A 26,342-nucleotide genomic window follows, 5' to 3' on the forward strand; every position below is an offset into this window, starting at 1 on the left:
ACTGTGTCGACTATAGAACTGATTTAAGGATTTACCAATAATTGCGCCGAAGTCATGCCGGGTGGCTTTTTGTTAACAATCGCGGTATAACACCCTTCTTTGGATGTTTAGATGTCCATACGTTTAGAAGGTAATATGCAAACAGAACAACAAAACGGGCAGCTTAAGCGCACCATGAAAACCCGTCACCTGATTATGCTCTCGCTGGGTGGCGTTATTGGCACAGGGTTATTCTTCAATACCGGATACATCATTTCGACAACTGGCGCGGCGGGCACGCTGCTGGCGTATCTTATTGGTGCGCTGGTGGTCTGGCTGGTTATGCAATGCCTGGGGGAACTTTCCGTGGCGATGCCGGAAACCGGCGCGTTCCACGTCTACGCCGCTCGTTATCTCGGCCCGGCGACAGGGTATACCGTGGCGTGGCTCTACTGGCTAACGTGGACAGTGGCGCTGGGATCGAGCTTTACCGCAGCCGGGTTCTGTATGCAGTACTGGTTCCCGCAGGTTCCTGTCTGGACGTGGTGCGTCGTCTTTTGTGTGGTGATTTTTGCTCTTAACGTCATTTCCACGCGCTTCTTCGCCGAAGGGGAATTCTGGTTCTCGCTGGTGAAAGTCATCACCATCATCGCCTTCATTATTCTCGGCGGGGCGGCGATCTTCGGTTTTATCCCGATGCAGGACGGTTCACCGGCGCCGGGCTTAAGCAACCTTACTGCCGAAGGCTGGTTCCCGCACGGCGGTCTGCCGATCCTGATGACCATGGTGGCGGTCAACTTTGCCTTCTCCGGAACGGAGCTTATCGGCATCGCGGCAGGAGAAACGGAAAACCCACACAAGGTTATTCCGGTTGCTATTCGCACCACCATCGCCCGGCTCATCATCTTCTTTATTGGCACCGTATTTGTGCTGGCGGCGCTGATCCCGATGCAGCAGGCTGGCGTGGAGAAAAGCCCGTTCGTGCTGGTGTTTGAAAAGGTCGGCATTCCGTATGCGGCGGATATCTTTAACTTCGTGATCCTGACGGCGATCCTCTCGGCGGCGAACTCGGGTCTGTACGCCTCTGGCCGTATGCTGTGGTCTCTGTCTAACGAGAAAACGCTGCCGCGCTGCTTTGCCCGCGTCAACAAAAACGGCGTGCCGCTGACGGCGCTCTCCGTTTCCATGCTGGGTGGCGTGCTGGCGCTGTTCTCCAGCGTGGTCGCGCCGGATACGGTGTTTGTGGCCCTGTCAGCCATTTCCGGTTTTGCGGTGGTGGCGGTGTGGATCAGCATCTGCGCGTCACACTTCGTGTTTCGTCGCCGTCACGTGCAGTCCGGGCAGCCACTTTCGGCGTTGCAGTATCGCGCGCCATGGTATCCGCTGGTGCCCGTGCTTGGCTTTATCCTCTGTCTGGTGGCCTGCGTCGGCCTGTGGTTTGACCCCAGCCAGCGTATTGCCCTTTATTGCGGGCTTCCGTTTGTCGCCCTGTGTTATGGTGCGTACTACCTGACCCGAAACATGACCACGCAGGAGCCTGAACATGTCGCAGAATAATCCGCTTACCGCCCTCCTTGAAAACCAGCCGTTTGTCGTGCTGGATGGGGCGATGGCAACGGAGCTGGAAGCGCGCGGTTGTAACCTTGCCGACAGCCTCTGGTCGGCCAAAGTGCTGATGGAAAACCCGGAGCTGATCCGGGACGTGCACCTCGACTATTACCGCGCGGGGGCACAGGTGGCGATCACCGCCAGCTATCAGGCCACGCCTGCGGGCTTTGCCGCACGCGGGCTCGACGAGGCGCAATCCCGGGCGTTGATTGGCAAAAGCGTAGAGCTGGCACGCAAAGCGCGGGAAGCGTACCTGGCAGAGAATGCGCAGGCGGGCACGCTGCTGGTGGCGGGGTCGGTAGGGCCGTACGGCGCGTACCTTGCCGATGGATCTGAATATCGCGGCGATTATGTGCGTCGCGCTGAAGAGTTCACCGCGTTCCACCGTCCCCGCGTGGAGGCGCTGCTGGATGCGGGCGCGGATCTGCTGGCCTGCGAAACGCTGCCTTCTTTCCCGGAGATTAAGGTGCTGGCGGCGATGCTGACGGCGTATCCTCGCGCCCGGGCATGGTTCTCATTTACCCTGCGTGACAGCGAGCATCTGAGTGACGGGACGCCGCTGCGGGATGTCGTTTCTGCGCTCGAAAGCTATCCACAGGTTGTCGCGCTGGGGATCAACTGTATCGCGCTGGAAAACACCACCGCGGCGCTGACGCATCTGCACAGCCTGACGTCGCTGCCGCTGGTGGTCTATCCGAATTCCGGCGAGCATTATGATGCGGTGAGCAAAACCTGGCATCACCATGGTGACGCCTGCGAGACGCTGGCGGGGTATTTACCGCAGTGGCTGGATGCCGGTGCGAAGCTGATTGGCGGCTGCTGTCGCACCACGCCGCAGGATATTGCTGCGCTGACGGTTCAGCGCTGAGGTCTTTGCCGGGTGGCGGCTGCGCCTTACCCGGCCTACAAATTGCACGAACCGTAGGCCGGGTAAGCGCAGCGCCACCCGGAGAAACAACCGCACAAAATTCACTATCCTTTCCCGCTTTTTTTCTAAAAACGAATCGTCATTAGCGATTCTTTTTTATTCCTTTATCAAAATTCTCGCGCCGGAAATACTGCCCTCATAACAACAAGGGGAGCAGGCACTATGGCAATTTCATCGCGAATCACACTTCTCGGCGCACTGGCGCTGTGGGCATTTCAGGCGCAGGCGGTGGACGTCACCGTCGCGTATCAGACTTCCGCTGAGCCGGCGAAAGTCGCGCAGGCGGACAACACCTTCGCCAAAGCGAGCGGGGCGAACGTCGACTGGCGCAAGTTCGACAGCGGCGCGGCGATTGTGCGGGCGTTAGCCTCGGGCGATGTGCAGATTGGCAACCTGGGCTCCAGCCCGCTGGCGGTGGCCGCCAGCCAGCAGGTGCCGATTGAAGTTTTCCTGCTGGCGTCGCAGCTCGGAAATTCCGAAGCGCTGGTAGTGAAGAAAACTATAACGAAACCCGAAGATTTGATCGGCAAACGCATCGCGGTGCCGTTTATCTCCACCACGCATTACAGCCTGCTGGCAGCGCTGAAACACTGGGGCATTAAGCCGGGCCAGGTGCAGATCATTAACCTGCAACCTCCGGCGATTATTGCCGCCTGGCAGCGTGGCGACATCGACGGAGCATACGTCTGGGCCCCCGCCGTCAACGAGCTGGAAAAAGAGGGCACCGTGCTGACCGACTCCGAAAAAGTGGGGCAGTGGGGCGCGCCAACCCTTGACGTCTGGGTCGTACGTAAGGACTTTGCCGAGAAACACCCTGAAGTGGTGAAAGCCTTCGCCAAAAGCGCCATCGACGCACAGCAGCCATACATCAGCAACCCGGATGAATGGCTGAAACAGCCCGCCAACCTGGAGAAACTCTCACGTCTGAGCGGCGTGCCGGAAGCTGACGTGCCGGGGCTGGTAAAAGGCAACACCTATCTGACGCCTGCGCAGCAGGTCCAGCAGTTGAACGGGCCGGTGAGCAAAGCGATTGTTGACACTGCGACGTTCCTGAAAGAGCAGGGCAAAGTGCCTGCGGTGGCGGCGGATTACAGCCAGTTCGTGACCGATCGCTTTGTGAAATAAGGGGGCTGCAATGCTGAACATTACAAACCTGTCTGCCGATTACGGCGGCAAACCCGCCCTGGAAGAGATCAACCTGACGCTGGACAGCGGTGAACTGCTGGTGGTGCTGGGGCCGTCCGGCTGCGGGAAAACGACGCTGCTGAACCTGATCGCCGGGTTTGTACCGTATCAGCACGGCACGATCCAGCTGGAAGGAAAACGGGTAACGGGGCCGGGCGCAGAGCGCGGCGTGGTCTTCCAGAATGAAGGATTACTCCCGTGGCGAAACGTTCAGGAAAACGTTGCGTTTGGTCTGCAACTGGCCGGTGTAGCGCGTGAACAGCGCCTGAGTACGGCGCGCGATATGCTGAAAAAGGTCGGGCTGGAGGGGGCTGAAAAACGCTTTATCTGGCAGCTTTCAGGCGGGCAGCGTCAGCGCGTCGGGATCGCCCGCGCGCTGGCGGCTAACCCACAGCTGCTGTTGCTGGACGAACCTTTCGGGGCGCTGGATGCCTTCACCCGCGAGCAGATGCAAACCCTGCTGCTGCGCCTGTGGCACGAAACCGGCAAGCAGGTGCTGTTAATCACCCACGATATCGAAGAGGCCGTGTTTATGGCGACGGAGCTGGTGCTGCTCTCACCGGGGCCGGGACGCGTGCTGGAGCGCCTGCCGCTTGAGTTTGCCCGCCGCTATGTGGCGGGAGAGCCGGTACGCAGCATCAAATCCGATCCGCTGTTTATTGAACAGCGTGAATACGTCTTAAGCCGCGTGTTTGAGCAACGGGAGGCGTTCTCATGAGCATTGTTTTCAGTGAAAAAACGCGGCGGACGCGCCTTGCCTTACGCTGGCCGTTCTCTCGCCAGCTCACCTTAAGCCTCAGCACGCTGGTGGTGGTGCTGGCGGTATGGTGGGCGGTTGCCGCGCAGCAGTGGGTCAGCCCGCTGTTTCTGCCCCCGCCAGGCCAGGTTCTGGAAAAACTGATTACTATCGCCGGGCCGCAGGGCTTTATGGATGCCACGCTCTGGCAGCATTTAGGCGCCAGTCTGATGCGTATTCTGGTGGCGCTGCTGGCGGCGGTCATTATTGGCGTTCCGGTGGGGATCGCGATGGGACTGAGCCCGACGGTACGCGGCATTCTCGACCCGCTGATAGAGCTTTACCGTCCCGTCCCGCCGCTGGCTTACCTGCCCCTGATGGTGATCTGGTTTGGCATCGGCGAGACGTCAAAGATCTTACTGATATACCTGGCGATATTTGCGCCGGTAGCCATGTCGGCCCTGGCTGGCGTAAAGAGTGCGCAGCAGGTACGCATACGTGCGGCGCAGTCGCTCGGCGCCAGCCGCGCGCAGATACTGCTGTTCATCATTTTACCAGGCGCGCTGCCGGAGATACTGACCGGGCTGCGCATCGGCCTTGGGGTGGGCTGGTCTACGCTGGTGGCGGCAGAGCTGATAGCCGCCACGCGCGGCCTTGGGTTTATGGTGCAGTCGGCGGGAGAGTTCCTGGCGACTGACGTGGTACTGGCAGGGATCGCGGTGATCGCCGCGATTGCCTTTGGATTAGAACTGGGACTGCGCGCGCTACAGCGTCGCCTGACGCCCTGGCATGGAGAAATACAATGAGTGAACGACTGACCATTACCCCGCTGGGGCCATATATTGGCGCGCAGGTGTCGGGCCTGGACGTAACCCGTCCGCTGAGCGATAACCAGTTTGAGCAGCTGTACCACGCGGTGCTGCGTCATCAGGTGGTGTTCCTGCGCGAACAGGCCATTACCCCACAGCAGCAGCGCGCGCTGGCCCTGCGTTTTGGCGACCTGCATATCCACCCGGTCTACCCGCATGCGGAAGGGGTGGAGGAAATTATCGTGCTGGACACCCATAACGATAACCCGCCCGATAATGACAACTGGCACACGGACGTTACCTTTATCGACACACCGCCAGCCGGGGCGATTCTGGCAGCAAAACAGCTGCCGGAGACGGGTGGGGATACGCTGTGGGCCAGCGGGATTGCCGCGTTTGAGGCGCTCTCCGCGCCGCTCCAGACTCTGCTGAGCGGCCTGCGGGCGGAGCATGACTTCAAAAAATCGTTCCCGGAGTACAAGTACCGCAAAAGCGAAGAGGAGCACCAGCGCTGGCAGGAAGCTGTGGCGAAACATCCCCCGCTGCTGCACCCGGTGGTGCGTACCCATCCGGTGACGGGCAAACAGGCGCTGTTTGTGAATGAAGGGTTCACCACGCGCATCGTGGACGTAGCGGAAAAAGAGAGTGAGGCGCTGCTCGGCTTCCTGTTCGCGCACATCACCAAACCGGAGTTTCAGGTGCGCTGGCGCTGGCAGGAGAACGATCTGGCGATCTGGGATAACCGCGTCACGCAGCATTACGCCAATGCGGATTACCTGCCGCAGCGAAGGATTATGCAGCGGGCGACGATCCTGGGGGATAAACCGTTTTACCGTGCGCCTTGATTGCCGGGTGGCGGCGTTGCCTTACCCGGCCTTCGTTTAATTGTAGGCCCGGTAAGCGCAGCGCCACCGGGCAACGGAGCTAAAGGTGTGCTTCTATATACCGCTGATAGCGGTTCGCCTTCAGATAACACAGATCCACCAGCACCAGCCCGTCGATACAGTTATTGAACGCCGGATCGCTGCCGAAATCGATAAACTGCACGCCGCCTGGCTCGCATAGCTCGGAATACTGTTTATAGAGCGGCGGGATGCCGCAACCCAGGTTGCCGAGCAGGGATTTCAGCTTTGTCAGATCATCTACGTAATCCACCCCGCCAAACTGTGCCAGCACGTCCGGAAGTGAGGCCGGGTAGGGTTGACGCGAGGCGGCTAGCGGATGGCTGGCCGGAAACCAGAGACGATAAAACGCCACCAGCAGATCCCGTGCGGCTGGCGGTAAGCCGCCGGAGATGGACACCGGACCAAACAGGTAACGGTAATGGGGATAGCGTGCCAGATAGGCGCCAATGCCTGACCACAGATAGTCCAGACCGCGACGCCCCCAGTAGCGCGGCTGTATAAAGCTGCGCCCCAGCTCAATACCGTGCTCAAGTATGTTCTGCATTTTTTCGTCGTAGTGGAACAGGCTGTAGCTGTACAACCCCTCGACGCCGCGCTTTTCCACCTGCATGGCCGTTGGCATAAAGCGGTACGCGCCGACAATCTCCAGGTCATCGTCATCCCACAGAATAAGGTGCAGATAGTCATCATCGTAGCTGTCGGTATCCCGGCGCTTCCCGCTGCCTTCCTCCACGGCACGAAAGGCAATCTCGCGCAGCCGCCCCAGCTCGCGCAGCAGAGGCGCCTCTTCCTGCCCGTTGCGCTGCCAAAGATAGATGGCCTTACCATCGCTGGTTTTGCCCAGACACTCGGCCTGCGCCAGTTCGCGCTTGAGCGTCGCCCTGTCTTCCGGGCGGGCAATGGCGCACTGGGTTTTAAAGACGCCAGGCAATCCCTTGCCAAGACGTATCACGTGCTGACGACACTGCTCGGCCATCTCACGCGATGAAAGGGTAGAACTAAACCGGTCATTCCAGGCAATCTGCTGGCCGATTTTGATCGGCAGCTGACTGTGACGGCGGCGAAACATCTGTTGCATCAGCAGCAGCATGGATACCGTTGGCGAGACCAGGGTACTGGCATAAAACAGCAGGCTGTTGTGCGCCTGGATATGTACCGGGAGTAGCGGCACCCGTAGTTTGCCGGCCAGCTTGATAAAGCCCGGATGCCATTTTTTATCGCGGATGCCTTTGCGCGTTGGGCGGGAAACTTCGCCCGCCGGAAAGAAGATCAGCACGCCGGCGTTTTGCAGGTGCTGCTCCATCTGTATCAGCGAAGCTTTTGCGGTTCTGCCGCCCATATTATCTACGGGAATAAATAATGAACTGAGGGGCTCAAGGTGGGACAGCATCCTGTTGGTAACAACCCTGACGTCGCGGCGCACGCGGGAAACGGCATACAGCAGCGCCAGCCCATCCAGGGTGCCGGTGGGGTGGTTCGCTATCACAATGAGTGGGCCGTGTTCGGGGATTTGTTCGAGGTCGCGGGCGGAAACGGAGCAGTGAATATCAAGGTGTTCCAGTACCTGCTCCACCATATCCAGCCCTTTCAGGTGACGGTGGCTGGCGGCAAACTGCTGAAATTCGTCTTCGTGAAGCAGTCTTTTTAACAGACTTTTTTGCCAGGGTGCGGGCCTCGCCTGAGGCCAAAGGTCATCAAGAACGCTGTCGAGACTAAACATTGATCACTCCTCCTGCCGTCTTGCCCAGACAGTAGAAGGAGGAGATGTCGTTTGTATTGCAGTTTGGTGAAGATTAGCGCAGAGAGCAGGCCGGGTAAGGCGAAGTCATTACCCGGCGCTAAAGCGGATTAACGCAGAATTTTCTTCTCAGCCAGATCCAGCGCGAAATAGCTGAAGATCAGATCCGCGCCCGCGCGTTTGATCGCCCCCAGGCTTTCGAGGATCACTTTCTCTTCGTCGATGGCACCCGCCTGCGCGGCGAATTTGATCATCGCGTACTCGCCGCTCACCTGGTAGGCGCCCAGCGGCAGTTCGGTGCGTTCGCGAATGTCGCGCAGGATATCCAGGTATGCGCCAGCAGGTTTCACCATCAGGCAGTCAGCGCCCTGGGCTTCATCCAGCAGAGACTCACGAATCGCTTCGCGGCGGTTCAGCGGGTTCATCTGATAGGTTTTACGATCGCCTTTCAGCGCCGTGCCGGCTGCTTCACGGAACGGGCCGTAGAAAGAGGAGGCAAATTTGGTGGAATAGGACATGATGGCGGTGTCGGTGAAGCCCGCAGCGTCCAGCGCCTGACGGATCGCCTGTACCTGCCCATCCATTGCCGCAGAAGGCGCAATGAAATCCGCACCCGCAGCAGCGGCAACCACCGCCTGCTTGCCCAGATTCAGCAGGGTCGCATCGTTGTCCACGCCGTGATCGCACAGCACACCACAGTGGCCATGAGAGGTGTATTCGCAGAAGCAGGTATCGGACATGACGATCATCTCCGGCACACTCTCTTTGCAGATGCGCGACATGCGGGCGACGAGGCCGTCTTCTTTCCAGGCATCACTGCCGGTCGCGTCAGTGTGGTGGGAGATACCGAACGTCATTACCGAGCGGATGCCCGCATTCGCGATGCGTTCGATCTCGCGGGCCAGATGCTTTTCAGGAATGCGCATCACGCCCGGCATCGCGTCGATGGCTTTGTAGTCATCGATCTCTTCTTCAACAAAAATCGGCAACACCAGATCGTTTAAGGTCAGTGTTGTCTCTTCAAACATGGCGCGCAGTGCGGGAGACTTGCGCAGGCGACGGGGACGTGCAATTAAATCGGTCATGGTATGCCTGATGTTTGTGGAACAAAGAGGTATAGTGTACCTGAAAGCAGGGAGCGGTGTTTTACTAAAGTTGTCTTTTAGATTTTCGAAATCGACTAATATTCGCTGTATGTATTTTGTCTATATTATAAAACTTATTCTGGTGTTCAGCGTGGTGTTTAATATTGGTGAGGTTTCTATATTGGTTCGGGATTATAAATATAAATGATTTATTGCTTTTTATTATATGTGCCGAAGCAACTAAAGTAGTTTGCAATCAGTTGAATTTATAATATTTATTCATAATGATTGATATTGCCCTGGGTTTACAAGCTTATTTGTCTGAATACGGACTTAATGGAATCATTCATTGAACCTTTTCGAAGTGAAACTGCATAATTCCTTCCGCAATTTAATGTTGCTAAATGATTTGATGGACAAACTTGCTTACGTCCCTGAGGAGGGATGACCCAATGCAAACATGGAAAAAGAAACTGGTTGTATCACAACTTGCATTAGCCTGCACACTGGCTATCGCTTCTCAGGCCAATGCGAAAGATATATCCGGCACAACATATAATACTTTTGGCTATGACAATACCGCGTCCACGCCCTGGTATTATGGTTATGCTGACTGGGATTATTCAGATGCCACACATGATGGTGACATTTATCCAGTCATCAATAAATCAACCGTAAACGGAGTTATTTCGACATACTATCTGGATGATGGTGTCAATGGCCGTGCGAACGCGTTGAGTATTTCTAACAGCACCATTAACGGCATGATCACGTCAGAGTGTATGACCACGACGTGTGCAGATGGCGTGGATACTGACGGTACCACTCATACCCAGTATGATCGTTTTAGCCTGACTGTTGATAACTCCACCATCAACGATACCTACGAGCATTACGCCTACGATGTCGTCAATGGTGAAACCACTGAAACGCATTATCTGGACACCTATGGTCTGGGTAACGCGATCACGCTGGACGTTGAATCTGACATCGTTATTCAGAACAACTCCCATATCGCGGGCATCACGCTGACGCAGGGTTATCAGGAGCTGGATAACACGCCATACGACGGTGTTGAAGGCGTTGCTAACAGCAGCAATATCTTTACCGATACGCTGGTGGTGAAAGATTCTGTGCTGACCTCTGGTGCGTACAGCGATCTGGGTACCAGTGGCTTCTACGGTCAAACGGCGAAGCCGAGCGACTACGGTGAAACCAACGCCACGGCTGCGGATGATGCGGCGCTGATCGTTGTTGCTGGCGCGTCTGATAACGCTATGCAGACCACCGCTACCTTCGATCACTCTACCATTACCGGCGACATCCTTTTCGCCAGCACCTTTGATAACAACTTCTACGAGAATGGCGATCCGGCAACGGATACCACCGATGACGGCGTCTATAACCCAACTACCAACGGCTGGGATGATACCGACAAGCTGGATGTCACGCTGACCAACGGCAGTAAATGGGTGGGTGCCGCGCAGTCCAGCGTTGAAGCCATCGGCACGGCGCAGATGTATGGTGAAGGCTACAGCGATGTAGACTGGCACACGCTTTCTCCAAACAGCATCTGGCCTGATTCTACCTTTGACAGCAACGGTCATGTTGCAGGTGAAGAAGTTTATCAGAGCGGCCTGTTCAACGTGGCGCTGGATAACGGTTCCGAGTGGGATACCCGTAAGATCTCCAACATCGACGCGCTGACGGTGAACAACCAGTCTCAGGTCAATGTTGAAAACTCCGGCCTGCTGGCAGATTCCATCACCCTGACCAATGCGTCTAGCCTGAATATTGGCGACAGCGGTGGTGTGGCTACCGACAGCCTGTATCTGGATAGCTACAGCCGTGCTGCACTCACTGAAGAGACAGCTGAGCTGTATGCCAACACCATTACCGTGGACAACGGTGCAGAGCTGGCGCTGGGTCTGGGTCAGGTTGATACGCATAATATGGTGCTGACCGATGGCGGTGTGCTTAACGTTGCCAGCCGTGATTATGTGCTGAACAGCGACCTGAACAACGCACGCTATATCACCAACGATCGCTCTAAAGCGGACTACGACTATGGTGTTGTCGCGCTGAACTCTGACGGCCATCTGGCGGTGAACGGTGACGTTGCCGGTAACTATAAAGTGCGCATCGACGATGCGACCGGCGCAGGCTCCGTAGCTGACTACGAAAACAAAGAGATCGTTCGCGTCTATGACAATAACGCGGATACCGCAGCCAGCTTTACTGCCGCAAACAAAGCCGATTTAGGTGCTTATACCTATCAGGCGCAGCAGAAGGGCGACACCGTTGTTCTCCAGCAGGAAGAGCTGACTGACTACGCCAACATGGCGCTGAGCATTCCTTCTGCTAATACCAACATCTGGAATCTGCAACAGGATACCGTGGGTACCCGTCTGACCAACAGCCGTCATGGCCTGGCAGATAACGGCGGCGCATGGGTGAGCTATTTCGGCGGCAACTTTGACGCGGATAATGGCACCGTTAGCTACGATCAGGACGTAAGCGGCATTATGGTAGGTCTGGATACTCAGATCGACGGTAATAACGCGAAGTGGATTGTCGGTGGTGCGGCTGGTTTCGCGAAGGGTGATATCAGCGATCGTACTGGTCAGGTCGATCAGGACAGCCAGACTGCGATGATCTACGCGTCGGCGAAGTTCATGAACGACATCTTCCTCTACAGCTCCCTGAGCTACACCCGCTTCAACAACGACCTCTCTGCTACCATGAGCAACGGTCAGTATGTTGACGGTAATACCACGACTGACGCCGTTGGTTTCGGGATGAAACTGGGCTATGACTGGAAACCAAACCTGTCTGGCTACGTCACGCCTTACGCGGCGATCTCTGGCCTGTTCCAGTCCGGTGATGACTACCAGCTAAGCAACGACATGCGTATCGATGGTCAGTCTTACGACAGTATGCGTTATGAGCTCGGCGTGGATGCAGGTTATACCTTCAACTACGGCGGCGAGCAGGCATTAACGCCTTACTTCAAACTGGCTTACGTGTATGACGATGCCGACAACAATGCTGATATCAACAATGACAGCATTGATAACGGCGTGGAAGGCTCTGCGGTTCGCGTGGGACTGGGCACTCAGTTCAGCTTCACGAAAAACTTCAGTGCTTACACTGATGCGACTTATCTGGGCGGCGGCGACGTTGACCAGAACTGGGGAGCAAACCTGGGTGTGAAATACACCTGGTAATATAGAAAGCGCGGGGGATTTTTCCCCCGCTTTTTTATGTGTTTTAAAAATTATAAAGAACCGACATATACAGATGACTTGAGGTATGCATGAACGTTAATGCGAAGCCACTTTCTGAATTAAGCCGGCTCATAAAGTGTCTGGAAGTCGCCGGTACCCCATTTAAGATCGAACCACAACAATTAATAACTACCGGCAATAATGATGATGAACCATTGACCGTTGTCATACAATCCGGCCTGACGGCCGTCCACCGTAAATCAGACGAATTACTTATGGGTATTGCGCGGGCACCGTATATCCACGGTTTAAGCGCATGGATAAATGAAAACTATCTTGAATATTCTTTGATGGCACAGACGCCTTGTACCGGATTTTATTTACCGGCATCTGACGCGTACCAGCTTATTCAGGACGCGCAACTTTGGCAAGAGGCTTTCTGCTGGCTGTCATGGCTTAACCATTTATTGGGAAAACGTGACATGCAATTGGTCGGAAATAATTCCTATAGCCAAATCCGGGCGATGCTGATCAATATGGCCGAGTGGGATGACACGCTACGTTCAAAAATTGGTGTTATGAATCATATTCAGCGTAGCACTCGTATTTCTCGTTCGGTCGTTGCTGAGGTTCTGGCGGCGCTGCGACAGGGGAACTACATCAATATGAGCCGGGGCAAACTGATCAGTATCAACCGTTTGCCCACGGACTATTGAGATCAGTTAGAGGCCGTAAGCACCTGCGCTTTATTGGCACTCAGCTCGGCCACCAGATTATTTACGCCATCACTCATATTCACGAAGCGTGTATTTGGCGACCGGGTGACCACCACAAAAGCGCCTACGTTTGATTGCGGAATCATCGCCATGTAGGTGATGAACCCGCCACCTCCACCGGTTTTTTGAATAATCCCCGGTCGGCCATCTTTTGGCGCCATATACACCCAGCCCATGCCGAGGGCATCGGCTTTACCTGGAACATCCATGCCAATGACGCGTCGTAGCTGAGCACGCTGGTAGATGAGCGTCTGCATTCGGTCGGCCTGATTGCTACGCGCGTAAAAATCCGATGAGAGGAACTGTTGCATCCAGCGCATCATGTCGCCAGGCGTAGAGTAAACGCCACCGCTGCCAATGGCGGCCAGCGTGTTATTGCACGGGCTGGCCCCTTTTTCCGCCACCATCAGACGCTTGCACTGGTCCGGGGAAGGGGTGTACGTGGTATCTTTCATCCCGAGCGGACGCGTGATCTGCTCTTCAAACAGTTGAGGGTAAGGTTTACCCGACGCCGTCGCTAAAGCGTCGGCCAGCAGATCAAACGCCAGGTTAGAATAGCCGGCCTGCGAGCCCGGGGCCGATTTCAGGGTTGCTGTGCTCAGGTAGTTCCAGCGTTGCTCGCGGGTTGGCCAGACAAAGACAGGGCGATGCGCAGCGCCACCGGGCTGTTCTCGCGGCAGGGCGCTGGTATGGGTCGCAAGATTCACCAGTCTGATCGGCGTTCCCTGATATGTCGGAACGCGAGCGCCGGGCGGTGCATATTTGCTGAGCGGATCGTCGAGTTTCACCACGCCCTGATCGAGCAGTTTCACCAGCATTTCGCTGGTCATCAGCTTGGTTATCGATGCGACACGGATAACGGAATCCAGCTGCGGACGAACGTTATTTCCCGGTCGTGTTTCACCGAAGCTGCGAAACACCCGCTGGTTACCGTCGATCACGACCAGCGCCATTCCCGTCGCACCGCTGCCGTAATAAATAAGGTTCGCGTAGCGATCGGCAATGTCAGAGGCCAGAACCGGGGCCGTCAGAGGCTGTGCTGCCTGGGCGGTGGACAGGCTCACCGCACACAGCGCGGCGATAGAGAGCAGACAACGTTTCAACGAAAAGCATCCATCAAGTGAATAAGGAAAGTTACGGGTAGTTATACTACTAATCGGCGTCGGGCAATGGCCCGATTTGCATAACGATAGCGAGAAAAACGTAACCGTGGGTAAATTTGAACAATTTACTTGCGGCGTGGCTCCCATTTTGTGACATCGACCGTATGATAGACGCTACGATCGCTGTTGCGAATGAAACGCACCGAAACAATTCCTGAAAACTGTGAAGCGAACTAATAATTCACCCGCAGGTCTCACTTTTTTGCCTGAGCCGGGAGGCTGGCACAGGCAAGGTTTCGTGTGGCGATATGTTGAACACAGCAACAGCCATAACAACAAGAAGGAAGCACAATGTTTAAGTCTTTTTTCCCAAAGCCGGGGCCCTTTTTCCTGTCGGCATTTATTTGGGCACTGCTGGCTGTCATTTTCTGGCAGGCCGGTGGCGGCGCGTGGCTGACCCGTCTTACGGGGGCAACGGGCGATATTCCCATTAGCGCAGCGCGCTTCTGGTCCATGAGCTATCTGCTTTTCTACGCTTATTACGTGCTCTGCGTAGGGCTTTTTGCCATGTTCTGGTTTGTCTATTCTCCTCACCGCTGGCAATACTGGTCGATTCTCGGCACGTCGTTAATCATCTTTGTCACCTGGTTCCTGGTGGAAGTGGGCGTAGCGGTCAACGCCTGGTATGCGCCATTTTACGATCTGATCCAGACGGCGCTGAGTTCGCCGCATAAAGTGACCATTAACCAGTTCTACCATGAGGTGGGGATCTTCCTCGGCATCGCCCTTATCGCCGTGGTGATTGGCGTGATGAATAACTTTTTCGTCAGCCACTATGTGTTCCGCTGGCGTACCGCGATGAACGAACACTATATGGCACACTGGCAGCACCTGCGGCATATCGAAGGTGCCGCACAGCGTGTGCAGGAAGACACCATGCGTTTTGCCTCTACTCTGGAAGATATGGGCGTGAGCTTTATCAACGCCATCATGACGCTGATCGCCTTCCTGCCGGTGCTGGTGACGCTCTCGTCGCACGTTCCGGAGCTGCCGATTGTCGGCCATCTGCCATACGGCCTGGTGATTGCTGCGATTGTCTGGTCGCTGATGGGAACGGGGCTGCTGGCGGTGGTGGGGATCAAGCTGCCGGGGCTGGAGTTTAAAAACCAGCGCGTGGAAGCGGCCTACCGTAAAGAACTGGTGTATGGCGAAGACGATGCCAACCGTGCGTCACCGCCTACCGTGCGTGAGCTGTTTGGCGCCGTACGTCGTAACTATTTCCGCCTCTATTTCCATTACATGTATTTCAATATCGCGCGCATTCTTTATCTTCAGGTTGATAACGTTTTCGGGCTGTTCCTGCTGTTCCCGTCCATCGTTGCGGGTACGATTACGCTCGGTCTGATGACCCAAATCACCAACGTCTTTGGTCAGGTTCGCGGTTCGTTCCAGTATCTGATCAGCTCCTGGACTACGCTGGTGGAGCTGATGTCCATCTACAAACGTTTACGCAGTTTCGAGCGTGAGCTGGACGATAAGGACGTGCAGGAAGTCACCCATACATTAGGTTAAAAAGGAATTGCTATGCCATTTGCCGTACCACGTGCATTACCGCTGACGTTACTCGCCGCTTTTGTGCTGGCGGGCTGTGCCGAAAAAGGGGCTGCCCCGCTCAAAGAAGGGGAGAAGCCCGTTGATGTGGCGAGCGTGGTGCGGCAAAAGATGCCCGCCAGCGTGAAGGATCGCAGTGAGTGGGCTGATGCGCTGGCAGCGACCTTCAAAAGCCAGAAGATCGCGCCTACCGAGGAGAATATCTGCTCGGTGCTCGCGGTGGCGCAGCAGGAATCGATGTATCAGTCAGATCCTGTAGTGCCTGGCCTGAACAAAATCGCCTGGAAGGAGATCGACCGCCGGGCCGAATCGATGCATATCCCGGTTTTCCTGGTGCATACCGCCCTTAAAATCACCTCGCCAAACGGTAAAAGCTACAGTGAACGGCTGGATACGGTGAAAACCGAGAAACAGCTTAGCGCCATTTTCGATGATTTCATCAATATGGTGCCGATGGGGCAGAAGCTGTTTGGCTCGCTAAATCCGGTGCATACCGGCGGTCCGATGCAGGTCAGTATCGCATTTGCGGAAAAGCATACCGACGGCTATCCGTGGGATATCGACGGTACGGTACGTCAGGAGGTCTTCTCCCTGCGCGGTGGGCTGTGGTTTGGGACGTATCACCTGCTGAATTATCCGGCCAACTACGATAAACCGCTGTATCGCTTTGCCGACTTTAACGCGGGCTGGTATGCCAGCCGAAATGCAGCCTTCCAGAATGCGGTAAGCCGCGCCAGCGGTGTGAAGCTCGCTTTGGACGGCGATCTCATTGCTTACGGCAGCAGTGAGGCCGGGACCACCGAACGTGCGGTGCGAAAACTCTCGACGAAGCTGGAGATGAGCAACAGCGACATTCGCCGACAGCTGGAGAAGGGCGACAGCCTGGCGTTTGAGAAAACGGATCTGTATAAGCAGGTCTTTGCGCTGGCCGAGAAGAAAAGTGGAAAGGCTTTACCCAGAGCCATTCTGCCAGGCATTCAGCTGGAAAGCCCGAAGATCACGCGTAACCTGACGACCGCCTGGTTCGCGAAACGCGTTGACGATCGTCGGGCACGCTGTATGGGACTGTAATCAGTGGCGGTTGCGCCAGCGCAGGACAAGGGCAATCACGCCCAGAACCATGCTGCCCGCAAGGAAGGGAATGAGTCCAAATACGGTGCTCACGCCTAAACCGATTTCAACGCGCGGGCGGCCTGTATCCTGCACCTGCATCAGATGCTCATACACGCCAGGGGCATGCACCAGCATATTCAGCAGTTGGGTTCCTGCCCAGAAACAAAACAGAACAAACAGGGCATAGGCAATATTCCCCGCCGTGGAGGTTTTTGGTTGTTTTCCGCCAAAAATCGGTTTCGACAATGTAAAGTCTGCCATAAGACCTCCCGATAATATCACTCTGTTTTAATACGCGTCGTACAGGGTGAGTGTGACAGGTCATAGCATTTGTCAATATCAGAATCGTGGGAAATTCGGCTCAGGATTTCTCCTGGATTGTCGATTTCTGCATCACGTCACAAATTGATAACATAAGTGAAACTGCGCTGCATTTCAGAATTTACGTATCCGCCACAGACGCCTTTATCAAACTGTGAGAGGATAGTTTTTTTTCTGCCGGAGTTGTCATGAAGCTCACTTCCAAATTACGCCGTGACTGGCATTACTACGCCTTTGCGATCGGGCTGATCTTTATTCTCAACGGTGTTGTCGGGCTGCTGGGATTTGAAGCGAAAGGCTGGCAAACCTATGCGGTTGGGCTGGTAACCTGGGTAATCAGTTTCTGGCTGGCGGGATTTATTATCCGCCGTCGTCCCGATGAGACGACGACGGCAGAGAAAGCTGACTAACCGTTAGTTAACGGAACTTTTCAGGGCGCTGTCAGCGGCGTGACGTTCCAGCGCCAGTTCAATCAGGCGGGTGATCAGTTCCGGATAGCTTATCCCGCTGGCCTGCCACAGCTTCGGGTACATGCTGATATTGGTAAAGCCCGGCAGAGTGTTGATTTCGTTAATCACCACCTCGTTATCCGGCGTCAGAAACACGTCGACGCGCGCCATCCCACAGCATCCCAGCGCCTGATAGGCTTCAACGGCGATCGCCCGGATCTTGTCGTTAACGTCAGGATCGAGCGCGGCGGGAACCACAACCTGGGCACCTTTGTCGTCAATATATTTGGTGTCGTAGGAATAGAAGTCGCTGTTCAACACGACTTCACCGCAGGTACTCGCCTGCGGGAAGTCGTTGCCCAGAACGGCGCACTCAATTTCGCGTCCGTTAATTCCCTGCTCAACCACCACCTTATGGTCAAACTCAAAGGCCAGACGAACGGCATCGTTAAACTGCGCTTCGCTGGTGACTTTGCTGACGCCGACGGACGAGCCCTGATTCGCCGGTTTCACAAACAGCGGCAGGCCGAGTTGCGCCTGGATCTGCGCGAAGCTGTGTTTATCGCGGTTGGCGCGAGTGAGCGTCACGAACGGCGCAATATTCAGACCAGCGTCGCGCAGGAGACGTTTTGTGACGTCTTTATCCATGCAGGCGGCAGAGCCCAGCACATCGGAACCGACAAACGGCAGGTTCGCCATCCGCAACATGCCTTGCAGGGAGCCGTCTTCGCCCAGCGTGCCGTGAACGATAGGGAATACCACGTCAATCTGTGCCAGCGCCTGCGCGTTCCCGGCATCGATAAGCTGTCCCTGTTCCACGCCCGGAACCGTTGCGACGCTGATATCAGAAGGATTAAGGGCAATGTGCGCCGGATCGTCAGCGTGTAACAGATACTGGCTGGCATCGTTAACATGCCACTGGCCCTGTTTATCAATGCCCAGCAGCACCACGTCAAAACGGCTTTTATCAATCGCATCAACGATATTTTTAGCCGATTGCAATGACACCTCGTGCTCTGCCGATTTTCCCCCAAAGACAATACCTACGCGCTGCTTTGCCATCTCACTCTCTTCCAGTCTGACGAAAAGCCCATAACATACCACGATGCCCGGCGGGTTTCGCGGCCTTCTGCCATAATGTTTTGGGGATGCTGAAGGGGGGCGCGTGAAAGGAAAAGGTCTGCTTATTCTTATTGTTATTGCCGGGATCGCCACGGTGGGCTACCGCTGGTTGCCGCCGTATTACAATCCTTTCGTGCCGCTTACGCTTGACGATCCGCCCGGAAAAATAACCCAGTTTAAACTTCGACGTTTAACACCGAAGGCATGCGAAAGCCTGTTAGCGCAGGCGAATCAACGCCAGCTTATCCGTACCCAGGCTGTCGCTGACAGCGCCGGTGAGTGTCCGCTGAGTAACGTGGTGCGCGTGCGCGATTTTGGCCCGGTGAGCCTGAACAGCAGCTTTCTGGCCAGTTGTCCGCTGGCGTTAAGTTCGGCGCTGTTTGTCAGCCAGCAGGCCCGACCGCTCACCAAAACCTGGACCGGAAGCGAGCTTACTCGTATTGAACATCTGGGCAGCTTCGCTTGCCGCAATATCTACAGCCGCCCGGATGCGCGGCGCAGCGAACATGCCACGGCGGATGCGCTGGATATCAGCGCTTTCAGGCTGGCAAATGGACAGCGCGTTACCGTCCTGAACGGCTGGAAAGCGGAAAAGACGCAGCCCTGGCTACAGGCCCTGCTCTCGGCAAGCTGTGGCTATTACGGTAACGGTCTGGGGCCGGACTATAATGCCGCCCATGCCAACCATTTCCATCTGGGGATGCGCGGCTATGGATTATGTCGATGAAGCATAATCTTCCGCCAAAAATTGGATAAATTGTGACTTATTTCACAAATATGATGACTGGGAAGATAAAACACCAAAGTCTGCAAGGCCGCATCTCTGGCGCTATGTCATTGCGCGTAACTTGCTAATCTGTCGGCGAATTCGCCTAAAAATGAAGACTATTTCTGTTATGGAATCCTGGAAAGTTAATCTCATTTCAGTCTGGTTCGGCTGCTTCTTCACCGGACTGGCTATCAGCCAGATATTGCCCTTCCTGCCGCTGTATGTATCGCAGCTGGGAGTGACTTCCCATGAAGCGCTCTCGATGTGGTCCGGCCTGACGTTCAGCGTGACGTTTCTGGTCTCCGCCATTGTGTCGCCGATGTGGGGCAGCCTGGCGGATCGCAAGGGGCGCAAGTTGATGCTGCTCCGCGCCTCGCTGGGGATGGCGATAGCCATTTTGCTCCAGGCCTTCGCCACCAACGTCTGGCAGCTGTTTATTCTGCGGGCGATAATGGGGCTGACCTCCGGTTACATTCCGAATGCCATGGCGCTGGTGGCCTCACAGGTACCGCGTGAGCGAAGCGGCTGGGCGCTCAGCACGCTTTCCACGGCCCAGATCAGCGGGGTCATTGGCGGCCCGCTGCTCGGCGGCTTCCTGGCGGACCATGTCGGGCTGCGTGCGGTCTTTATCATTACCGCGATCCTGCTAACGATCAGCTTTCTGGTCACCCTTTTTCTGATTAAAGAGGGCGGGCGGCCTGTTGTCAGTAAATCCGAACGCCTGAGCGGAAAAGCGGTTTTCGCCTCGCTGCCTTATCCTGGCCTGATGATTAGCCTCTTTGTGACGACGATGGTGATCCAGCTCTGTAACGGTTCGGTAGGGCCGATTCTGGCGCTGTTTATCAAGTCGATGGCGCCGGACAGCAGCAACATTGCTTTTCTGAGCGGGATGATTGCCGCGGTGCCGGGCGTGTCGGCGCTGATGTCTGCTCCGCGTCTGGGGAAACTGGGCGACAGGATCGGTACGGCACGTATTCTGATGGCAACGCTCATCATTGCGGTGATCCTTTTCTTTGCCATGTCATTCGTCACCACACCTCTTCAGCTCGGCATCCTGCGCTTCCTGCTTGGCTTCGCAGATGGCGCCATGCTGCCCGCTGTTCAGACGCTGCTGGTGAAATATTCCAGTGACCAGGTAACCGGCCGCATTTTTGGCTACAACCAGTCGTTCATGTATTTAGGCAACGTAGCGGGCCCGCTTATCGGCGCCTCGGTCTCGGCGATGGCGGGTTTCCGCTGGGTATTTGCCGCGACGGCGGTGGTGGTCCTGCTGAATATTATTCAACTGGCCTTTGCCTTGCGACGCCGCAGGCGAATCGCTGAGGCAAAGTCGGCCCGGTAAACACGATAATATATTATTTATTCTTATGAACGCCGCATTTTTATATAACGAAATGCGGCGCCTTTCTTTCAGGAAAACGTTTCGCTTTCGCGCTGAAATATCTTTTTTGGCAGCGATGTCACTTTTGCATAAGATAAAGCTAATCCATGCTTTTCATTATTCAGAGAGGGTGTTAATTTCAGGGGAAATCACATAAGGAAATAGCACCATGAAAAATCTCATTGCTGAGTTGTTGGTTAAGCTTGCCCAAAAGGAAGAAGAGTCGAAAGAGCTGGTTGCCCAGGTCGAGGCGCTGGAAATCGTTGTGACGGCGCTGCTGCGACAGATGGCAAAACCGGAGCAGGAGGCGTTGATCGACAACGTTGAAGGCGCGCTGGAAAAAGCGCGTCCTGATTCCCAGGTGCCTGCGGAAGATGCGGAGCTGCTTCAGCAATACGTAAAGAAGCTTTTAAGGCATCCTCGCAGCTAACCTGCCTGAGGTGAAATGACGTGTCACAGAATTGTCATGCAGGATGCCTGGCGTCGCTCTGTTTTTATTTTTACACATTTATGCAGGGAAAATTTAATTGAGACAGAGCACACCTTTCACCGCATAATTTCTGTTATTAATTACCGCCTCCCACCCGGCGAAATCGGTTAATGAATATTGTTCCGATACAGGGCTGAAATAACCGCAGAGCCCGGCGAAAATCAGAGTCGCAGGGTGGTTTTTTTCCCGTAACGAGCCAGACTTAACGTGGAACTTCACATAAAGGATGGTGCAATGAAAACAACAATACTGGTTACCCTGCTCTCTGGCCTGTGTCTGATCGCCTCAGCACACGCGGAAGAGAAAACGTTAACGCCCCAGCAGCAGCGCATGACGACCTGTAACCAACAGGCGACATCGCAAAGCCTGAAAGGGGATGCCCGTAAAACGTACATGAGCGACTGCCTTAAAAATGGTGCGGCTAAACCCGGTGTAAAAAGCCTGACCCCACAGCAGCAAAAAATGCGTGAGTGCAACGCCCAGGCGACACAGCAGATGCTGAAAGGCGACGATCGCAGCAAGTTTATGAGCGCGTGCCTGAAAAAACAGGCGTAGTGCTAACGGGTGAGTCACGGCTGTGGCTCACCCAAAATTTCATACTTTCCCCGCTATCCCCCTCTCTATAATTTGGGAAAATGTTTCAGAATATTCCCAAAAATGATGAATGATGAGTTTTATGACAATCACGAGAACATTCGGGAAGCGTGGCACCAGCAGCTTTCTCAGGATGATTCATACCGTTCCGGTCTGCGATTTGCCCGGCGAATACGGCTGGCACGCATCGTTGGTCTGGCGGCGCTATTTGTTCCGCTTGCCAGCGTTCTGGTGAGCCAGTTTCTTTCCGGCGTCTGGTGGTTATTGCTGGTGGGCTGGGTCTTTGTCTGGCCCCATCTGGCCTGGCAGCTGGCTTTTCGTTCGGCTGAACCCCACAGCAGTGAAATTGTTAATCTGAAAATCGATGCCATTATTGCCGGTGTCTGGATGGGGCTAACAGGGTTCAGTGCGCTACCAACGGCGGCGCTGATCGTGATGATCGGCATGAATATGATGGGATCGGGGGGATGTCGGTTATTTCTGACAGGACTGGCGCTGCTTGCTCTGTCTGCTCTGCTCACCGTGCAATCCACGGGTAGTCCTGTGGTATTGACCTCTGAACCGCTGGCGTTGTGGCTGACGCTCCCCGTGCTGGTGGTCTACCCCATACTGTTTGCCTGGCTCAGCCACCGCACGGCGATCCGTCTGGCAGAGCATAAGCGTCGGCTTGAGCTGATGAGTACCCGCGACGGAATGACCGGCGTATTCAATCGCCGTCACTGGGAAACGCTGCTGCGTAACGAATTTGAGGCCTGCCGTCGAAGCCATCGACAGGCGACGATACTGCTCATCGATATCGATCACTTCAAGACGATCAACGACACCTGGGGGCATGACGTGGGGGATGAAGCGATTGTCGCCATCACGCGCCAGCTTCAGCTGACCCTGCGCTCAGGCGATTATATTGGCCGTTTTGGCGGGGATGAGTTCGCGGTGATCATGTCCGGCACGCCTGCCGACAGCGCGATTGCAGCGATGTCGCGCGTCCACGAACGGCTGGTCAACATGCCGCTGCACGGAGCACCTATGGCGAGGTTGTGTATCAGCGTTGGGGTTGCCCCCTGGGGGGCGCAGTTCACCCACTATCGTGAATGGCTAAAGGCGGCGGACGTGGCCCTCTATAAAGCCAAAAATGCCGGACGGGGCCGCACCGAAGTGGCCGCCTGACGCCCGGCGTAACGCATCAGGACTTACTGAGCTTCTCTGATTTTTCCATGCATTTTTCCATCGCCTCGATCACGGCGGAGCGGAACCCGCGATCTTCCAGCACGCGCACGGCTTCAATGGTTGTGCCCCCCGGTGAGCACACCATATCTTTCAGTTCGCCCGGATGTTTACCCGTTTCCAGCACCATTTTGGCCGAACCCATCACCGCCTGCGCTGCAAATTTGTAGGCCTGCGCGCGCGGCATTCCACCCAGTACGGCGGCATCGGCCATGGCTTCGATAAACATAAAGACATACGCCGGGGCAGAGCCGCTCACGCCGACTACCGGGTGGATCATCGGTTCGGCAATCACTTCCGCTTCGCCGAAGCAGCGGAAAATATTCAGTACATCCGCCACGTCTTCAGATGTGACCAGCGCGTTCGGGGTAACGGATGTCATACCGGCATTCACCAGCGACGGGGTGTTTGGCATGGCGCGAACAATCTTACGGTCGTGGCCCAGCGCGCGGGCGAGCTGATCGAGGGTCACGCCTGCGGCAATCGATACCACCAGGGTCTCTTTGTTAAGGCTGGAGGTGATCTCGCTCAGGACTTTAATCATGATATTCGGCTTAACGGCGCCAAAGACAATATCCGCCACCTGAGCCACGTCCTGTGCGCTTTCGGCAGCGTTGACACCATACTCATCACGCAGCGCCGCGACTTTATCCGGGGATGGGGTATAGACCCAAATCTGCCCCGGCAACACCTGCCCGCTGGCAATCAGTCCGCCGAGGATAGCTTTGCCCATATTTCCGCAGCCGATAAACCCGATTTTCTTATCCATCACGTCTCTCCGTTATTATGCGTTGTTATCTCTCATTGATAGCTTAACAACGAAATGCAGGCGACAATAGTCACCAGAATCATAATGGGGAGAGACTATGGCGATTTGGGTTGATGCGGACGCGTGTCCGAATGTCATCAAAGAGATTTTATTTCGCGCTGCCGAGCGCGTGCAGATGCCGCTGACGCTGGTGGCGAACCAGAATATCCGCGTGCCGCCCTCCAGATACATCCGTTCTCTGCGCGTTCCGGCCGGGTTTGACGTGGCGGATAACGAGATAGTACGCCTGTGTGACGCAGGAGATCTGGTGATCACCGCGGATATCCCGCTGGCTGCCGATGTACTGGCGAAAGGGGCGGCGGCGCTGAACCCGCGCGGAGAACGCTATTCGCCGGCAACGATCCGCGAGAAGCTCACCATGCGTGATTTTATGGATACGCTTCGTTCCAGCGGCGTGCAAACCGGTGGGCCGGACAGCCTGTCGCAGCGCGATCGCCAGCAGTTTGCCGCCGAGCTGGATAAATGGCTGCTGGAAGTGAAGCGCCGCCCGGCGTAGCCCACCTCCGGGCGGTTTTGTGGTACAGTGTGGCTTCCACAGGCTTGTCATTCCGTACCGCTTTGCAGTAAAGTTAGCGCAACATCTACTGCAATCATTTCTTTACAGCCTTCAGTTATCCGGCAGCAAGGGGAACACCTGGTTATGAACCCACCCATCTTTTTAGTTGGCCCTCGCGGCTGTGGGAAAACCACCGTTGGTCTGGAGCTGGCGCGTCTGTGCCAGAGTCAGTTTGTCGATACTGACCACTGGCTCCAGGAGAATGCCGGTAAGACCATCGCCGATATCGTTGAAGATGAGGGTTGGGAGAGCTTTCGTGCGCGTGAAACGGCCACGCTGGAAGCGGTGACCGCGCCGTCAACCGTGATCGCGACCGGTGGGGGCATTATTCTGGCACCGTATAACCGCCAGTTTATGCGCGAAAAGGGTGTCGTGATCTACCTCTGTGCCCCGGTCTCTACGCTGGTGGGGCGGCTGGAGGCGTTTCCGGAAGAGGGACAGCGCCCGGCGCTGACCGCGAAACCGCTGAGTGAAGAGGTCAGCGACGTCCTCGCCGAACGCGATGCACTGTACCGCGAGGCGGCACACCACGTTGTGGATGCGTCAGCGTCACCCGAGAAAGTTGCGATTCAGATTATTACCGCCCTGCGTTTGGCTTGCGCCAGCTAACAGCCGTCTATACTCATAGCTCAGACATAAAAAAAGGATGAGCTATGCCAACCAGACCTCCCTATCCACGAGAAGCCCGCATCGTTACCGTTGAAAAAGGTAACGGCGATCAGACCGTAACCTGGTACCAGCTGCGTGCCGATCACCCTAAACCTGATTCGCTGATCAGCGAACATGAAACCGAACAGGAAGCGCTGGATGCGAAACGGCGCTATGAGGATCCTGAGAAGTCCTGACAGGAATCCGAATTCGTTACAACCGTGCCTGAATCACACTTTTAACATATCGCTGATGTTAAGCAGCAGTTAATATTTAGTTATTACAGGTGGATTCGGAAAGGCCAGTCGATCTTTACATTACGGTGTAGAGATCCCCTGCTACCCTTGGTGCTGTTTTGTTGAAAAAATGAACAGTGCAGCGTAGTGAGCCTGTACTTATGTGGCAGTTGTGGTAGTAACGGAAGGCGATCAAAATGAAGGCGACGTTGGCGATCCTCACGATTGGTGTGGTGCCTGTAAGCGAAGTATTACCGCTCTTAACCGAGCATGTCTCTGAACAACAAATTACGCATCTCAGTCTGTTAGGGAAGCTCAGTCGGGAAGAGGTCATGGAAGACTACGCGGTCGGAGAGGGGGAAGATCCCCTGGCAACGTTACTCAGTGACGGTAAACTGGCGCATGTGTCACGCCAGAAAATCGAGCGCGCGCTACAGGGCGTGATCGAAGTGCTCGACAATCAGGACTATGACGTTATTTTGCTGATGAGCACGGCACCCGTTAAAGGGCTCAGCGCGCGTAATGCCATTCTGCTCGAACCGATGCGGATTATCCCCCCGCTGGTGGCCTCAATTGTTGATGGTCATCAGGTTGGGGTCATCGTTCCCGTTGAGGAACTGCTGGATAACCAGACGGTGAAGTGGGCCGCGCTGGAGCACACCCCGCTGTACGCGCTGGCAAACCCGTTCTGGGACAGCGAAGCGAAGCTGATTGCGGCCGGGCAGGAGTTGATCGACAGAGGGGCGGATGTCCTGATGCTCGACTGCCTGGGCTTCCATCAGCGGCATCGTGATTTACTGCAAAAGGCGCTGGATGTTCCGGTGCTGCTCTCTAACGTCCTGATGGCGCGCCTGGCGTCAGAATTACTGGTGTAATGATTTTGCGTGACAGGTCATGAGCATGGCCCCTATAGTGGATTT

General features: G+C 55.6%; 26 protein-coding genes. 20 read left to right on the plus strand and 6 right to left on the minus strand.

Annotation, left to right across the window (positions count from 1 at the left end):
- Window positions 1-135 precede the first annotated feature (135 nt).
- The 6 genes from mmuP (at window position 136) to tauD (ending at window position 6,090) form a co-directional block, all read left to right on the plus strand.
- Entirely contained in the window at window positions 136-1,536 is a 1,401-nt protein-coding gene (gene mmuP / locus L463_RS13845) for an S-methylmethionine permease (protein WP_032102855.1), read from the plus strand.
- Window positions 1,523-2,455 carry a homocysteine S-methyltransferase gene (gene mmuM, locus L463_RS13840; RefSeq protein ID WP_015571328.1) on the plus strand — a complete coding sequence of 311 codons (933 nt, stop codon included), beginning with the start codon at window positions 1,523-1,525 and terminating at the stop codon, window positions 2,453-2,455. Before mmuP ends, mmuM begins: the two co-directional genes overlap by 14 nt.
- A gap of 222 nt (window positions 2,456-2,677) precedes the next feature.
- Window positions 2,678-3,640 (plus strand): taurine ABC transporter substrate-binding protein, encoded by a 963-nt coding sequence (gene tauA, locus L463_RS13835; RefSeq protein ID WP_023295999.1) that lies wholly within the window; start codon window positions 2,678-2,680, stop codon window positions 3,638-3,640.
- A 10-nt stretch (window positions 3,641-3,650) separates the two neighbouring features.
- Entirely contained in the window at window positions 3,651-4,418 is a 768-nt protein-coding gene (gene tauB, locus L463_RS13830) for a taurine ABC transporter ATP-binding subunit (protein ID WP_017383143.1), read from the plus strand.
- Window positions 4,415-5,242, plus strand: coding sequence for a taurine ABC transporter permease TauC (gene tauC / locus L463_RS13825; protein WP_032102856.1), 828 nt, complete (start codon window positions 4,415-4,417; stop codon window positions 5,240-5,242). Before tauB ends, tauC begins: the two co-directional genes overlap by 4 nt.
- The gene (gene tauD / locus L463_RS13820) at window positions 5,239-6,090 is read left to right on the plus strand and encodes a taurine dioxygenase (protein WP_017383145.1); all 852 of its coding nucleotides are present in this window, start codon (window positions 5,239-5,241) and stop codon (window positions 6,088-6,090) included. Before tauC ends, tauD begins: the two co-directional genes overlap by 4 nt.
- A gap of 79 nt (window positions 6,091-6,169) precedes the next feature.
- Here tauD and L463_RS13815 read toward each other — a convergent pair whose 3' ends face one another.
- Both L463_RS13815 and hemB read right to left on the minus strand, forming a co-directional pair.
- Window positions 6,170-7,870, minus strand: coding sequence for a bifunctional ornithine lipid synthase OlsF (locus L463_RS13815; RefSeq protein WP_032102857.1), 1,701 nt, complete (start codon window positions 7,868-7,870; stop codon window positions 6,170-6,172).
- A 128-nt stretch (window positions 7,871-7,998) separates the two neighbouring features.
- Complete coding sequence (gene hemB, locus L463_RS13810) at window positions 7,999-8,973, minus strand: porphobilinogen synthase (RefSeq protein WP_015571323.1); 975 nt, start codon at window positions 8,971-8,973, stop codon at window positions 7,999-8,001.
- Window positions 8,974-9,425: 452 nt separating this feature from the next.
- Between hemB and L463_RS13805 the strand changes: the two genes are divergently transcribed.
- Both L463_RS13805 and L463_RS13800 read left to right on the plus strand, forming a co-directional pair.
- Entirely contained in the window at window positions 9,426-12,200 is a 2,775-nt protein-coding gene (locus L463_RS13805) for an autotransporter outer membrane beta-barrel domain-containing protein (RefSeq protein ID WP_032102859.1), read from the plus strand.
- 89 nt (window positions 12,201-12,289) lie between these two features.
- Entirely contained in the window at window positions 12,290-12,916 is a 627-nt protein-coding gene (locus L463_RS13800) for a helix-turn-helix domain-containing protein (RefSeq protein WP_015571320.1), read from the plus strand.
- A gap of 2 nt (window positions 12,917-12,918) precedes the next feature.
- Here L463_RS13800 and ampH read toward each other — a convergent pair whose 3' ends face one another.
- A complete protein-coding gene (gene ampH / locus L463_RS13795; RefSeq protein WP_003859164.1) occupies window positions 12,919-14,079 on the minus strand; it encodes a D-alanyl-D-alanine-carboxypeptidase/endopeptidase AmpH in 1,161 nt (386 codons plus the stop codon).
- Between the two features lie 351 nt (window positions 14,080-14,430).
- Here ampH and sbmA point away from each other — a divergent pair, with 351 nt between their 5' ends.
- The gene (gene sbmA, locus L463_RS13790; RefSeq protein ID WP_003859162.1) at window positions 14,431-15,651 is read left to right on the plus strand and encodes a peptide antibiotic transporter SbmA; all 1,221 of its coding nucleotides are present in this window, start codon (window positions 14,431-14,433) and stop codon (window positions 15,649-15,651) included.
- Between the two features lie 12 nt (window positions 15,652-15,663).
- A complete protein-coding gene (locus tag L463_RS13785) occupies window positions 15,664-16,761 on the plus strand; it encodes a DUF1615 domain-containing protein (RefSeq protein ID WP_017383149.1) in 1,098 nt (365 codons plus the stop codon).
- Here L463_RS13785 and L463_RS13780 read toward each other — a convergent pair whose 3' ends face one another.
- Entirely contained in the window at window positions 16,762-17,064 is a 303-nt protein-coding gene (locus L463_RS13780; RefSeq protein ID WP_003859159.1) for a DUF2755 family protein, read from the minus strand.
- 248 nt (window positions 17,065-17,312) lie between these two features.
- Here L463_RS13780 and L463_RS13775 point away from each other — a divergent pair, with 248 nt between their 5' ends.
- Window positions 17,313-17,534, plus strand: coding sequence for a DUF2754 domain-containing protein (locus tag L463_RS13775; RefSeq protein WP_015571318.1), 222 nt, complete (start codon window positions 17,313-17,315; stop codon window positions 17,532-17,534).
- A 3-nt stretch (window positions 17,535-17,537) separates the two neighbouring features.
- On the opposite strand, the gene ddlA is transcribed toward L463_RS13775, so the two are convergent.
- The gene (ddlA, locus tag L463_RS13770) at window positions 17,538-18,635 is read right to left on the minus strand and encodes a D-alanine--D-alanine ligase (RefSeq protein ID WP_023296002.1); all 1,098 of its coding nucleotides are present in this window, start codon (window positions 18,633-18,635) and stop codon (window positions 17,538-17,540) included.
- Window positions 18,636-18,738: 103 nt separating this feature from the next.
- Between ddlA and L463_RS13765 the strand changes: the two genes are divergently transcribed.
- The 5 genes from L463_RS13765 (at window position 18,739) to adrA (ending at window position 23,096) form a co-directional block, all read left to right on the plus strand.
- Window positions 18,739-19,422 carry an extensin-like domain-containing protein gene (locus tag L463_RS13765; protein WP_023296003.1) on the plus strand — a complete coding sequence of 228 codons (684 nt, stop codon included), beginning with the start codon at window positions 18,739-18,741 and terminating at the stop codon, window positions 19,420-19,422.
- A gap of 169 nt (window positions 19,423-19,591) precedes the next feature.
- Window positions 19,592-20,806: a multidrug efflux MFS transporter gene (locus L463_RS13760; RefSeq protein WP_015571317.1), complete on the plus strand. Its 1,215-nt coding sequence runs from the start codon at window positions 19,592-19,594 to the stop codon at window positions 20,804-20,806.
- Between the two features lie 208 nt (window positions 20,807-21,014).
- Window positions 21,015-21,275: an anti-adapter protein IraP gene (gene iraP, locus L463_RS13755; RefSeq protein ID WP_003859148.1), complete on the plus strand. Its 261-nt coding sequence runs from the start codon at window positions 21,015-21,017 to the stop codon at window positions 21,273-21,275.
- 294 nt (window positions 21,276-21,569) lie between these two features.
- The gene (gene psiF / locus L463_RS13750) at window positions 21,570-21,890 is read left to right on the plus strand and encodes a phosphate starvation-inducible protein PsiF (RefSeq protein WP_032102863.1); all 321 of its coding nucleotides are present in this window, start codon (window positions 21,570-21,572) and stop codon (window positions 21,888-21,890) included.
- Between the two features lie 102 nt (window positions 21,891-21,992).
- Window positions 21,993-23,096 (plus strand): diguanylate cyclase AdrA, encoded by a 1,104-nt coding sequence (gene adrA, locus L463_RS13745; RefSeq protein WP_032102864.1) that lies wholly within the window; start codon window positions 21,993-21,995, stop codon window positions 23,094-23,096.
- A 16-nt stretch (window positions 23,097-23,112) separates the two neighbouring features.
- On the opposite strand, the gene proC is transcribed toward adrA, so the two are convergent.
- Window positions 23,113-23,922 carry a pyrroline-5-carboxylate reductase gene (gene proC / locus L463_RS13740; protein WP_015571314.1) on the minus strand — a complete coding sequence of 270 codons (810 nt, stop codon included), beginning with the start codon at window positions 23,920-23,922 and terminating at the stop codon, window positions 23,113-23,115.
- A 97-nt stretch (window positions 23,923-24,019) separates the two neighbouring features.
- Between proC and L463_RS13735 the strand changes: the two genes are divergently transcribed.
- From L463_RS13735 to L463_RS13720, 4 genes are all read left to right on the plus strand, one after another.
- Window positions 24,020-24,478, plus strand: coding sequence for a YaiI/YqxD family protein (locus L463_RS13735; RefSeq protein ID WP_003859141.1), 459 nt, complete (start codon window positions 24,020-24,022; stop codon window positions 24,476-24,478).
- A 144-nt stretch (window positions 24,479-24,622) separates the two neighbouring features.
- Entirely contained in the window at window positions 24,623-25,147 is a 525-nt protein-coding gene (gene aroL, locus L463_RS13730) for a shikimate kinase AroL (protein WP_017383154.1), read from the plus strand.
- Between the two features lie 44 nt (window positions 25,148-25,191).
- Entirely contained in the window at window positions 25,192-25,383 is a 192-nt protein-coding gene (gene yaiA / locus L463_RS13725) for a protein YaiA (protein ID WP_003859135.1), read from the plus strand.
- Between the two features lie 236 nt (window positions 25,384-25,619).
- The gene (locus tag L463_RS13720) at window positions 25,620-26,297 is read left to right on the plus strand and encodes an AroM family protein (protein ID WP_003859133.1); all 678 of its coding nucleotides are present in this window, start codon (window positions 25,620-25,622) and stop codon (window positions 26,295-26,297) included.
- Window positions 26,298-26,342 lie beyond the last annotated feature (45 nt).

It is taken from the genome of Enterobacter sp. BIDMC 27 (genome assembly GCF_000534415.1).
Lineage (GTDB): Bacteria > Pseudomonadota > Gammaproteobacteria > Enterobacterales > Enterobacteriaceae > Enterobacter > Enterobacter hormaechei_C.